This is a genomic window from Enterobacter sp. CC120223-11, from assembly GCF_900215375.1.
GTDB lineage: Bacteria > Pseudomonadota > Gammaproteobacteria > Enterobacterales > Enterobacteriaceae > Scandinavium.
In genome coordinates this window covers 25,405-37,991 of the sequence record NZ_OBEF01000023.1, presented here as the reverse complement: position 1 = coordinate 37,991, position 12,587 = coordinate 25,405, and the positions used below count along the sequence as shown (strand labels likewise).

General features: G+C 58.1%; 10 protein-coding genes. 3 read left to right on the top strand and 7 right to left on the bottom strand.

Translation table 11 applies throughout. The features are described 5' to 3' along the window. Positions 1 to 12: 12 nt before the first annotated feature. Genes kdpE through kdpF form a run of 6 tightly spaced genes read right to left on the bottom strand, consistent with a single transcriptional unit; the run spans position 13 to position 7,809 of the window. Positions 13 to 690: a two-component system response regulator KdpE gene (kdpE, locus tag CRO87_RS20455; RefSeq protein ID WP_097164760.1), complete on the bottom strand. Its 678-nt coding sequence runs from the start codon at positions 688 to 690 to the stop codon at positions 13 to 15. Further along, complete coding sequence (gene kdpD, locus CRO87_RS20450) at positions 687 to 3,374, bottom strand: two-component system sensor histidine kinase KdpD (protein ID WP_097164759.1); 2,688 nt, start codon at positions 3,372 to 3,374, stop codon at positions 687 to 689. Before kdpD ends, kdpE begins: the two co-directional genes overlap by 4 nt. A gap of 9 nt (positions 3,375 to 3,383) precedes the next feature. Continuing rightward, positions 3,384 to 3,959 (bottom strand): potassium-transporting ATPase subunit KdpC, encoded by a 576-nt coding sequence (gene kdpC / locus CRO87_RS20445; RefSeq protein WP_097164758.1) that lies wholly within the window; start codon positions 3,957 to 3,959, stop codon positions 3,384 to 3,386. A gap of 12 nt (positions 3,960 to 3,971) precedes the next feature. Beyond that, on the bottom strand, positions 3,972 to 6,020 hold the full coding sequence (gene kdpB / locus CRO87_RS20440; protein WP_097164757.1) for a potassium-transporting ATPase subunit KdpB: 2,049 nt from the start codon (positions 6,018 to 6,020) through the stop codon (positions 3,972 to 3,974). 20 nt (positions 6,021 to 6,040) lie between these two features. Then, positions 6,041 to 7,720 carry a potassium-transporting ATPase subunit KdpA gene (kdpA, locus tag CRO87_RS20435; protein ID WP_097164756.1) on the bottom strand — a complete coding sequence of 560 codons (1,680 nt, stop codon included), beginning with the start codon at positions 7,718 to 7,720 and terminating at the stop codon, positions 6,041 to 6,043. After that, on the bottom strand, positions 7,720 to 7,809 hold the full coding sequence (gene kdpF / locus CRO87_RS20430; RefSeq protein ID WP_097164755.1) for a K(+)-transporting ATPase subunit F: 90 nt from the start codon (positions 7,807 to 7,809) through the stop codon (positions 7,720 to 7,722). Before kdpF ends, kdpA begins: the two co-directional genes overlap by 1 nt. 301 nt (positions 7,810 to 8,110) lie before the next feature. On the opposite strand from kdpF, the gene CRO87_RS20425 reads away from it, so the two are divergent. From CRO87_RS20425 to phrB, 3 genes are all read left to right on the top strand, one after another. After that, positions 8,111 to 8,311 carry a YbfA family protein gene (locus CRO87_RS20425; protein WP_097164754.1) on the top strand — a complete coding sequence of 67 codons (201 nt, stop codon included), beginning with the start codon at positions 8,111 to 8,113 and terminating at the stop codon, positions 8,309 to 8,311. 294 nt (positions 8,312 to 8,605) lie between these two features. After that, positions 8,606 to 9,562 carry a 2-thiouracil desulfurase family protein gene (locus CRO87_RS20420; RefSeq protein ID WP_097164753.1) on the top strand — a complete coding sequence of 319 codons (957 nt, stop codon included), beginning with the start codon at positions 8,606 to 8,608 and terminating at the stop codon, positions 9,560 to 9,562. Positions 9,563 to 9,571: 9 nt separating this feature from the next. Then, positions 9,572 to 10,984, top strand: a complete 1,413-nt coding sequence (gene phrB, locus CRO87_RS20415) for a deoxyribodipyrimidine photo-lyase (protein ID WP_097164752.1) — start codon at positions 9,572 to 9,574, stop codon at positions 10,982 to 10,984. On the opposite strand, the gene dtpD is transcribed toward phrB, so the two are convergent. Next, complete coding sequence (dtpD, locus tag CRO87_RS20410; RefSeq protein ID WP_097164786.1) at positions 10,981 to 12,462, bottom strand: dipeptide permease DtpD; 1,482 nt, start codon at positions 12,460 to 12,462, stop codon at positions 10,981 to 10,983. The genes phrB and dtpD overlap by 4 nt on opposite strands. Between the last annotated feature and the right edge of the window lie 125 nt (positions 12,463 to 12,587).

Below are 12,587 nucleotides of genomic sequence, written 5' to 3'. Positions count from 1 at the left end.
TTCGCCGATCGCCTAAAGCATAAACCGATAACCGATCCCCGTTTCGGTCAGAAGGTGTTTCGGCCTTGCCGGGTCGGCCTCCAGCTTCTGGCGTAAATGCCCCATATAAATCCGCAGATAGTGGCTGTGCTCCACGGCATTCGGGCCCCAGACCTGGCTCAGCAGCTGGCGCTGGGTGAGCACTTTACCGTGGTTGTTCAACAGCACGGCCAGCAGACGAAACTCAATCGGCGTCAGGTGGATCTCTTCGCTGCCGCGCAAAATACGACGATTGACCAGATCGACCTGAATATCTGCAAACGCAATCTCCGGCTGCTGCTGTTCCGCGCTGCCGTGACGGCGCAGGGCGACGCGCAGTCGGGCCTGTAATTCGCCGATGCCGAAAGGTTTGCTGAGGTAATCGTCCGCTCCGGCATCCAGCGCGGTAATTTTGTCGGTTTCTTCGGCGCGGGCCGAAAGGACGATCACCGGCACCTGGCTCCACTGGCGGAAGTCACGGATGAACTCAATGCCGTCGCCGTCCGGTAAGCCCAAATCCAGAATCACCAGGTCTGGCTTACGCGTGGCGGCTTCCAGCAGGCCGCGCTGCAGCGTTTCTGCCTCAAATACCCGCAGGCCGTCGCCCTCCAGCGCACTGCGCAGAAAGCGGCGAATGGCCTGTTCATCTTCAACGATCAGTACGTTAATCACAGTTCCTCGGGAAGTTCATCCAGTTCAGGCGGCGCATCCAGCGGCAGGGTGATGACGAAGCTCGCCCCGCCCTCCGGGCGATTGTGCGCGGCCAGCTCGCCGCCGTGCACTTCAACAATGGCCTGACATATCGCCAGCCCGAGCCCGACGCCCGGAATGGCCGACTCTTTGTGGCCTCTGGAGAATTTAGCAAAGATTGCCTGTTCCTGACCAGCGGGGATGCCGGGGCCGGAATCCCACACTTCAAGCTGCAGCTGATTTGGTTTAGCCTCCGCGGAAATACCAATGGCGGCGGCAGGTCCGGCATACTTCACCGCGTTTTCCAGCAGGTTGATCAGCACGCGTTCAAACAGCGAGCCGTCGACGTGGATAAGCGTCAGCGGGTCGCCAAGCGCAAGCTGTATATGCCGCCCGCCGAGCCCCATTTCGAGAGTGCGGATCGCGCTGCCGACCACTTCTTCCAGCGTCAGCCACTCCCGGCGCAGGTTAAAGCCGCCGGACTGAATGCGCGCCATGTCCAGCAGGTTGTTCACCAGTCGCGTGGTGTTCAGGACGTGCTGGCGAATTTCATTGGCCTGCGGGGCGTGCTTCGAACCTTCCGTTGCCAAATCCAGGGTCAGGATTTCGGCCTGGCCGAACAGCACCGTCAGCGGCGTGCGCAGGTCGTGAGAAAGCGCTGCCAGCAGCGAGTTGCGCAGGCTTTCCCGCTCGCTCGCCAGGCGGGACTGCTCTTCGCTGGTGGTCAGCGCCAGACGCTCCAGCGCGCTGGCGACCAGCAGGGTGCAGGTTTCCAGCAGGCGCTGCTGTTCCGGGATCATCAGCTGGCGCAGGTTGCCTGGCTCGACCACGACCACGCCGTGGGTTTTCTCCGCCGTTTTCAGCGGCAGGATCAGGTAAGGCACGCCGGGCAGCGTGTCCGTGCCTGCGCCCGCGGGCTGGCCTTTGTCAAAGCTCCAGCGGACGATGGCCTCGTCCCACGGCGTGATGTCGTTGCCGTCGGTCAGCGCGTGGAGCTGCCCGTTACCGTCGGGCAGCAGCACCTGGCTGCGCGCATGGAAGGTGGAATGGATAAACTGTTCGCTGGTGCGCGCGACATCCTGCTGCGTACGTCCTGTCGCCAGCGCTTTGGACATTTCATACAAATGGCGGGTTCGCTGTTCACGATAGCGTGCCACACGAGCCTGATAACGTACCCCGGCGGTCAGATTACCGATAACCAGCCCGACGGTCAGCATCACGGCGAAGGTCAAAATATACTGCACGTCCGACACCGCCAGCGTACCGCGTGGGGCAATAAAAAATAGGTCGAAGCTGATAACGTTGATCACAGTGGCCAGCACTGACGGCCAGCGGCCATAAAACAGCGCCACGATCACCACGCCGAGCAGATAGAGCATCACAAGGTTGGCGGCTTCGAACGCCATCAGGAAGTGGCTGGCAAACAGCGTGATGAAGGCGCAAAGCACGACGGCGACGATACAGCCGCGAAGTTGCACGCGCCAGCGGTCTAACCAGGGACGGCTGTCCGTGCTGCGGGCGGCGCTCGTGATGATCTGTTCTTCAAGTGCCACAATCAGCAAATCGAGATCCGGCGCGCGACGGGCCAGTTTGTCGGCAAAGGATTCGCGGCTCCACCCGCGGCGCTGGCTGCGGCGGCCAATAATGATTTTGCCGAGGTTGTGCTCACGGGCGTAGCGCAGAATGGCTTTGTCTTCCGCCGGGTCAGAGAGGGTGGCGGTTTCCGCGCCCAGTTCCTGAGCGAGGCGTAATGCAGAGAGGATGTTACGCCGCTGATGTTCCGGCAGACGATGCAGGCCGGGCGTTTCGACATACACCGCGTGCCACGCCGTGCCAAACTTGGCGGCCAAACGCGCGGCCGTTCGCACCAGCTTTTCATTGCCGCCGCTGTGCCCTACGCACAACAGGATAGCATCGCGCGTGTGCCAGACTTTTTCCTCGCCCTGACGGTCACGCCAGGCACGCATTTGGTCGTCCACCCGATCGGCGGTGCGGCGCAGGGCGAGTTCACGCAGGGCGATCAGGTTGCCTTTCCGGAAGAAGTGCTCAATCGCGCGCTCTGCCTGGCCTGCGATATAAACTTTGCCTTCATGCAGACGTTGACGCAGGTCATCCGGCGGTAAGTCGACAAGTACGATTTCATCGGCAGAATCAAAGAAGGGATCGGGAACCGTTTCACGGACTTTGATGCCCGTGACGCCACTGACCACGTCATTCAGGCTTTCCAGATGCTGCACGTTCACGGTGGTGAAAACGTCGATCCCGGCTTCCAGCAGTTCGTCCACGTCCTGCCAGCGCTTGGGGTGACGCGAACCGGGCGCATTGGTGTGGGCCAGTTCATCCATCAGAATCAGGGCCGGACGGCGGGCGAGGGCGGCATCGAGATCGAACTCTTCCACCTGCCTGCCGCGGTAATGAATACGTTTTCGCGGCTGCGTTGCCAGGCCGCTCAGCTGTGCGGCGGTTTCCTGGCGGCCGTGGGTTTCCACCACGCCGACTAAAATATCGAGCCCCTGCGCCCGTAAACGCTGCGCCTCGCTGAGCATGGCGTAGGTTTTCCCGACGCCCGCACAGGCACCAAAAAAGACTTTCAGTTTGCCGCGGTGCCAGCCAGAGGACTGCTCCAGCAGGCGGTCAGGGTTCGGGCGCAAGGGCTCGTCAGTCATGCTTGGTCCTTAGGGTTTGTTCAGGCCATCCAGCGCCATATTCAGCTCAACAATGTTTACCACCGGCTGGCCGATAAAGTTCACCAGCGGCTGCTGTGTGCGCTCGGCGACCAGCCGGGTTAGCGCCTCAACGGACATATTTCGCGCCTTCGCCACGCGAGGGATCTGCCAGATGACCGACTGCGGCGTCAGGCTGTAATCCAGCCCGCTCGCGGACGCGGTTACCAGTTCGACGGGGACCTGCGCGTCAGCCTGCGGATTCTCCTGACGCAGCTGCGCCACGCGTGCCGCCACCTCTTTGTCGAGCTCGGGGTTACTGCCGGCCAGATTGCTGCCACCAGATGCCTCTGGATTATAGGGGCTATTGGCGGTGGCGGAAGGGCGACCGTGAAAATATCCTGGCGCGGAAAACTGTTGGCCAATCAGGCGTGAACCGCGGATTTCATTGTCCTGCAAAATCAGCGAGCCGTTCGCCTGGTCGTGAAACCACCATTGTCCCAGCGCCGTCGTCAACAGCGGATAAACGCCGCCGGTTATCAGAGTCAGAAAAATCAGTACTACCAGAGCAGGGCGTAAAGTCGCCATTTTTATTTCCTCTTAAACCAGACCGAACAGGGTCAACAGCAGGTCAATCACTTTGATGCCGACGAAGGGCACCAGCAGGCCACCGAGGCCGTAAATCCACAGGTTACGACGCAGCATTGCCGCCGCCGACAGCGGTTTGTAGCTAACACCTTTCAGCGCCAGTGGGATCAGGAACACAATGATCAGGGCGTTGAAGATAACCGCGCTCAGGATCGCCGAGGCGGGGGAGTGCAGATGCATCACGTTCAGCGCATTCAGCTGCGGATAGGTGGCGGCAAACGCAGCCGGAATAATGGCGAAATATTTCGCCACGTCGTTGGCGATACTGAAGGTGGTCAGCGAGCCGCGGGTCATCAGCATCTGTTTGCCGATGTGAACCACCTCAATCAGCTTGGTCGGGTTGGAATCGAGGTCAACCATGTTGCCCGCTTCCTTCGCCGCCTGGGTGCCTGAGTTCATTGCCACTGCCACGTCCGCCTGAGCGAGCGCGGGTGCATCGTTGGTGCCGTCGCCGGTCATCGCCACCAGACGGCCTTCCGCCTGATACTGGCGAATCAGTGCCAGTTTGGCTTCCGGCGTGGCTTCCGCAAGGAAATCATCGACGCCCGCTTCGGCGGCAATGGCGGCGGCAGTCAGGCGGTTGTCGCCGGTGATCATCACCGTTTTGATGCCCATTTTACGCAGCTGGGCGAAGCGCTCTTTGATACCGCCTTTGACGACATCCTTCAGCGCAATCACGCCGAGGACCGTGGCACCTTCGACCACGACGAGCGGCGTGCCGCCCTGGCGTGCAACGCCTTCCACCAGCGCGTCAACCTGCGGCGGGAAGTGACCGTTGTTGGTCTCCACGTGGCGGCGAATCGCATCGACAGAGCCTTTGCGAATAGAGCGATCGTGAATGTTGATGCCGCTCATTCGGGTCTGGGCGGTAAAGGGCACGAACGTCGCCTGCAGCTCCTGAACGTCGCGAACACGGATGTTGAAACGCTGCTTAGCCAGAACCACAATGCTGCGGCCTTCCGGCGTTTCATCCGCCAGAGAAGCCAGCTGAGCGGCATCCGCCAGCGTTTTTTCATCCACGCCGGGCGCAGGCAAGAATTCAGAAGCCTGACGGTTGCCGAGGGTGATGGTGCCGGTTTTGTCCAGCAGCAGCACGTCGATATCACCCGCCGCTTCCACGGCGCGGCCGCTGGTGGCAATCACGTTGGCACCGAGCATGCGGCTCATCCCGGCCACGCCGATGGCGGACAGCAAACCGCCGATGGTGGTCGGAATCAGGCAGACCAGCAGGGCAACCAGCACCGTGACGCTCACCGCCGTGCCACCGTAGGATGAGAATGGCCATAGCGTGGCGGTGGCCAGCAGGAACACAATCGTCAGCGCAACCAGCAGAATGGTCAGGGCAATTTCGTTGGGGGTTTTACGACGCTGTGCGCCTTCTACCATCGCAATCATTCGGTCGAGGAAGGTTTCACCTGGGTTTACGCTGCACTCGATAATCAGCCAGTCGGAAAGAATACGCGTCCCGCCGGTGACCGAGGCGAAATCACCGCCGGACTCGCGGATCACCGGCGCGGACTCCCCGGTGATGGCGCTTTCATCGACGGAAGCCCCGCCTTCAATCACTTCGCCGTCGCAGGGGATGATATCGCCCGCTTCAACCAGAACGATGTCGCCTTTGCGCAGATCGTCTGCCGGAATGTGATCCATCTGCGCGCCGTATTTGGGCTCGCGCAGCTTGCGGGCGAAGGAGGTCTTCTGGATCCCTTTCAGGCTGTTGGCCTGAGCCTTACTGCGACCCTCCGCCAGCGCTTCGGCAAAGTTGGCGAACAGCACGGTAAACCAGAGCCATACGCTAATTGCGGCAGTGAAACCGGTGCTGCCGGGCAGTTTCCCCATCGCCATCGCCACGGCGAGCAGGGTGGTCAGCACGCTGCCCAGCCAGACGATGAACATCACCGGGTTGCGCCACTGAACGGCTGGACTCAATTTTTTCACGGCATCCAGCAGGGCCGGGCGAACCAGGGCCGGTTCAAAAATTGCCGTTTGCTTGCGACTCATAAAACGTGTCTCCAGCGTGCTTATAAAGAAGAGAGATGTTCTGCGACCGGGCCTAGCGCCAGGGCAGGAATAAAGGTCAGGGCGCCGACTAAAATCACGGTACCAATCAGCAGGCCGACGAACAGTGGGCCGCAGGTCGGCAGCGTGCCAGGGCTGGCGGGCTGAATTTTCTTGCTGGCGAGTGAGCCGGCAATTGCCATCACTGGAATAATCACGCCAAAGCGGCCGACGAACATGCAGAACGCCAGCAGGCAGTTCCAGAATGGAGAGTTGGTGCTCAGGCCCGCAAAGGCGCTGCCGTTGTTGTTGGCGGCAGACGAGACGGCGTAAAGCACTTCGCTAAAGCCGTGAATGCCCGGGTTGAACATCCCGGCGCGTCCCGCTTCGGTCATCATGGCCAGCGCGGTGCCGAGCAGCACCAGGGCTGGCGTGACGAGGATCGCCAGCGCCGTCATTTTCATTTCACGGACGTCGATTTTTTTACCGAGGTATTCCGGCGTACGGCCAATCATCAGCCCGGCGATAAACACCGCCAGCAGGACGAACAGCAGCATGCCGTACAGCCCTGAGCCAACGCCGCCGAACACCACTTCACCAATCTGCATCAGCCACATCGGCACCATGCCGCCCAGCGCGGTGAAGGAGTCGTGCATGGCGTTGACTGCGCCACAGGATGCCGCCGTGGTGATCACCGCAAACAGGCTGCTTTGCAGGATGCCGAAGCGGCTCTCTTTGCCTTCCATATTGGCTGCGCTGTCAGCGCCGAGGCTCAGGAAGTGCGGGTTGCCTTTCAGCTCTGCCCACATCACCACCACCACACAGACCACGAAGATCGCCGACATCGCCCACAGGATGGCGCGGCCCTGGCGTTTGTCATTCACCGCTTCACCAAAGGCGAAACAGAGCGCGGCGGGAATCAGGAAAATCGCCAGCATTTGTACGGCGTTGGTCAGCGCCGTCGGGTTTTCAAACGGATGGCTGGAGTTAGCGTTAAAGAAGCCGCCGCCGTTAGTCCCAAGCATTTTGATCGCTTCCTGCGAGGCGACAGGCCCCATCGGCAGCAGCCCTTTTACGCCTTCAAGCGAGGTGAAATGCTGATACGGCAGGAAGTTTTGCAGCGTGCCCTGCTGAATCATAAACAGCGCAATCAGCAAGGAAAGCGGCAGCAGGATCCACAGCGTGACGCGGATGATGTCCATCCATGCGTTGCCGAGTTTGTCAGTGCTGTGACGTGCGAATCCGCGAATCAGTGCGAACACGACGGCGATCCCGGTCGCCGCAGAAAGGAAGTTCTGCACCGCGAGGCCACTCATCTGGCTGAAATAGCTCAGCGTGCTTTCGCCGCTGTATGCCTGCCAGTTGGTGTTGGAGACGAAGCTAATGGCTGTGTTCATCGCCAGATCCCAGGACAGGCCCGGAAGTTTCTGTGGATTCAGCGGGAGCGAACCCTGCAACATCAGCATCGTGAACAGCAGGAATACGCCCGCGATGTTGAGCCACAAAATAGCGAATAAATACTGGCGCCAGTTCATTTCAGACGGGGAGATGCCCATCACGCGCCAAAGACCGCGCTCAACCGTTGCAGTGCCGGGCAGAGAGGTGTTAGCGATAAGCTTCGCCAGAAGCGAGCCCAGTGGTTTTGCCAGTAGGAAAAGAACCAGTAAAAAGCTGGCGATAAGTAAAAAAGCCTGCGCAGCCATCAGAATGCCTCCGCATTGATCAGGGCATAAACCAGATAGCCCATTAACAGGAAAACCAGCACGATGCCGGTTAGCACGCCTGCACTCACAGTCCACCTCCAGGTGTTTAATGACGTGCCATAACGGTATGTTTTTCAGTGCAAAGATTTCGCAAAAATCAAAAGGCGGGGTGTAAAAATTATATAAAAATGGGTAGAAGCCATTCATTAACTAATGATTAGTATTTATTTAACGTTTATGTAACCTAATTACGTCACGGAATGTAAATAAGCACTAAATAGCCTAAATAAAGTGGTCGGATGAGTAGTAAAATTACACGCAGGAAGGTATTATTTTAAGCAGATCACATTTACCGGCGTTGATTGCCGGCCATGAAAGGGGAGAGAGATTATGTACAAAGAGTTTCCTGCACATGTTGTATTGATGCGTCGAGCTTTCGCCATCGTGGCGGGCGTTGTAGCACTGCCAGTGATGCTGTTCTGGAAAGATCGCGGGCGTTTTTACAGCTACCTGCACCGTGTCTGGTCGAAAACCAGTGAAAAACCGGTGTGGATGGATCAGGCAGAAAAAGCGACCTGCGATTTCTACTAAGCCAGAAGCCGATTGCTGAACATAAAAAAACCGCCAACGTTAAACGTGGCGGTTTTTTTATGCCCTCAGGATTCGCGGTCCGTTGGGGAATACTTTAAGTTCCTACCCAGGAGCGTTGATTTTGGGCTTCCCTGCAAGGTTCGTCAAGGCACGCCACCTTGATTAATTCCTAAACTGCGTTGTCCTCTCTCATCAGTGGCTGGAAAAGCATTAGGATGTTTCCAGGCCGCCCCGTGCGGCCTTTTTCGTTTTCTTGCGTCTACACTTCTTTTATATGCCTGAAAGGAGTGCTGTATGAGTGAGAAGATCCCGGTAGGCATCAGCGCCTGTTTATTGGGCGAGAAGGTCCGCTTTGACGGGGGGCATAAAAGATTGCTCTTCGCGGTAGACGAACTCAGCCCCTGGGTAGCGTTTGAAGCGGTTTGCCCGGAGATGGCAATTGGGCTTCCCGTACCCAGACCTGCTCTGCGCATGGTCAAAGATGAACAGGGCGAGCTGCATCTGAGATTCAGCGACGGGCGGGAAGGTGATTTAACCGAAGCGATGAGTGACTTTACCCACAAGCGCATCGCCCGCTTCGAAAATCTGTGCGGTTACATCGTCTGTAAAAACTCGCCAAGCTGCGGCATGGAGCGGGTGCGAATCTACGATGTGGACGGCAAAAACAACCGTAAGGCAGGCCGAGGTATTTACACCCAACTGCTGATGCAGACTTTTCCGTGGCTGCCGGTGGAAGAAGACGGGCGACTGCAGGACCCCGTGCTGCGGGAGAACTTTGTCGAGCGTATTTATGCCCTGCATGAGCTCAATGCATTGCGTGAACGAGGGCTAACCCGCGGCGAACTGATGGCCTTTCACAGTCGCTACAAGCTACTGCTGCTGGCACATTCGCAGCCTCTGTATCGGGAGCTTGGCCGCTTTGTGGCCGCGATGGCGGAGTGGCCATCGTTGGACAAGTTCTTTGTGGAGTATCGTCTGCGCCTGATGACTCTGATGGCGCACCCGGCGACCCGGCGCAATCATACCAACGTGCTGATGCACGTCCAGGGCTACTTCCGTAAACAGCTTAACAGCCGCCAGCGGCAGGAGCTGGCGAACCTTATCGACAAATACCGGCAGGGTACGCAGCCGCTACTTGCGCCCGTCACGCTGTTAAAACACTATATGGCTGAATTTCCTGATGCTTATCTGGCCGGGCAGCGCTACTTCGACCCCTGGCCGGAAGCTTTGCGTTTACGTTACGGACATTAACGGAGAATTATGCCCACCCATCTGGTCTGGTTTCGCACCGATTTACGCCTGCATGACAACCTGGCCCTGGCTGCCGCTTGCCGCCACCCAAAGGCAAAGGTTATCGCCCTGTATATCGCCACGCCGAAGCAGTGGGCAGAGCATGAGATGGCCCCGCGTCAGGCGGCTTTTTTACAGGCACATCTCAACGCCTTGCAAAGTCAGCTGGCGCTTAAAAACATTCCACTGATCTTTCGGGAGGTGGAGGATTTTGCGGCGTCGGTGGCTGAAGTCGAAAAGGTGTGTGATGCGCATCAGGTCAGCCAGCTTTTTTACAACTATCAGTATGAAATCAATGAGCGTAAACGTGATGCGCTGCTGGAGAAAACGCTGGATACCGTCATGTGCCAGGGTTTTGACGACAGCGTGATGCTGCCCCCTGGCAGCGTGATCACCGGCAATCATCAGATGTACAAAGTGTTTACGCCCTTTAAAAATGCCTATCTCCGGCGACTGAAAGAGGGGCTGCCGGAGTGCGTTGCGGCGCCTGCGCCTCGTGCCGAAGAGGCAGAAGAAATGACGGAAATTACGCTTAATTATCCTCAGGTTCCGTTCGACGCGAAGCTGTTTGCCGCTGATGAAAAGCAGGCCATCGCCAGACTACGCCATTTCTGCCAGCAGCAGGCTGCTGAATATGAAGAGAAAAGAGATTTCCCTGCCATCGAAGGCACCAGCCGCTTATCGGCATGCCTGACGCTCGGTGTACTTTCCCCGCGCCAGTGTCTGCACCGCTTGCTGACCGAATGCCCTCAGGCACTGGAGGGCGGCCCCGGCGCGGTGTGGCTGAACGAACTTATCTGGCGGGAGTTTTACCGCCACCTGATGACGTTCCACCCTGAGCTTTGCCGCCATAAGCCGTTTATTGTCTGGACCGACAAAGTCGCCTGGAATCAGGATGAAAAGGCGCTCACCGCCTGGCAGCAGGGGAAAACCGGTTACCCGATCGTGGATGCGGCCATGCGTCAGCTCAGTGAAACGGGCTGGATGCACAACCGCCTGAGGATGATTGTTGCCAGTTTCCTTGTGAAGGATTTACTCATCGACTGGCGGGAAGGGGAGCGGTATTTCATGTCGCAGCTGGTGGATGGTGACTTAGCGGCAAACAACGGCGGCTGGCAGTGGGCGGCGTCAACGGGCACCGATGCTGCCCCGTATTTCAGGATCTTCAACCCAACGACTCAGGGTGAACGCTTTGACAAAGAAGGGGAGTTTATTCGCCAGTGGCTGCCTGAACTAAAAGCCGTGCCGGACAAAGCCATTCACGAGCCCTGGAAGTGGGCAGAAAAAGAAGGGATTGAGCTGGATTATCCGCGCCCGATTGTCGATCACAAACAGGCGCGGCAGGAAACGCTGGCGGCCTATGAAGCCGCCAGAAAGGCTTAGGACTCCAGCGCCAGGCTGCGGGAGCGGACCTTCATCGCATGAGCAATCCAGATAATCAGCACCGCGGCGACGCAGGCGAGCGCGCCCCAGGTTATCTGACTGAACACTTCGATGTAGGCGTTGATCGAGTAGTTGATGGCACCTGCCGCGTCGAAAGAGCTTTGCGAGGTCTGATCGGCAATCACGCCTGCCACATAGTTCGCAATGGCGCCTGAAAGCAGCATATAAATACCCGTCAGTACGCCGGTAACGCCCGGAATTTCTATACGCGTGATCTGCGCCATAGCGACCGGGTCGATAAACAGCTCAGCGAAGCCCATCACCGCCATGCCAAGAATCATCAATGGCATGGAAGAGTGTCCGAAGGACGCCGACCAGCGCGCGCTGAGGGTCAGAATACAGAACCCGGCGCTCATCAGGCCGAGGCCTAAAGCGTATTTCCCCCAGATGCGTACGGCGCGGTTACCGGTCACTGATTCTTTTACCACCCAGGCAAGGAACACGCCGCACATCATCACCGCGAAGCCGTTGACGGACTGGAACATCGCCGTCGGCACTTCGTAGCCGAGAATGTTACGGTTTACGAAGCGATCGATATAGAGGCTGATAGAGCTGCCGCCCTGCTGCGCGAAGGCCCAGAACAGCAGGCTGAAGAAGGTGAGGACCACAATCAGGCCCAGCTCTTTACGCTGCTTCTGGTTTTCCGCCTTCTTATAGATTTTGCCAAGCATCGCCAGACCAATCACGGTGGCCACAATCAGCGCGTACAGAGACCACTCTTTCCAGAACAGCACCGCAATAACGATCGGCGAAATGACCAACAGCGCCAGCAGCCAGCCCCAGACGGGCACAGCCATTTTTTTGCTGTTCAGCACGGCTTTGTTGACGCCGACGGTGTGGCTGAAGTGGCGATTGCCGCAAAGGAAAATCACCAGGCCTGCCAGCATGCCGATGGCCGCCAGCGCGAAGCCCATCGCCCAGCTGTACTCTTCCTGCACGTAGCCACAGGCGATTGGCGCGATGATGGAGCCGACGTTACCCGCCGCGTATAGCAGCGAAAAACCACCGTCGCGGCGCGGATCGGTGGGCTCATACAGTTCGCCGAGCAGGCAACTGACGTTGGATTTAAACAGGCCGTAGCCGCACACGATGATAGCCAGCGACAGATAGAGGAACAGCGAAGAGATTTCGCTGGCGCCCAGCACCAGATGCCCTACCGCCATCAAAAAGGCGCCTATCATCACCGCCATGCGATTGCCGAGGACCTTATCGGCCAGCCAGCCGCCAAGGATCGGCGTGACGTACACCAGCGAGCAGTAGGCGCTGAACAGGGCGTAGGCGTGATTATCGTTGTATTTCAGCTGGTTGGTGAGGTACAGGATCAGCAGGGCGCGCATGCCGTAAAAGCTAAAGTATTCCCAGATTTGCAGGGCGACCACGTAATAGATAGCACGTGGTTGTGACGATGGTGTCTTCATGTTGCTCTCAGTCTTGCCAGAAGTGCAGAAGATAATCATTCCGCATTATTCGTTTCTTATATGCTATCCATGGTATTTGAGCATGAAAGCTCAATTTATATGCTGTCCTAGTGCATAAATATACA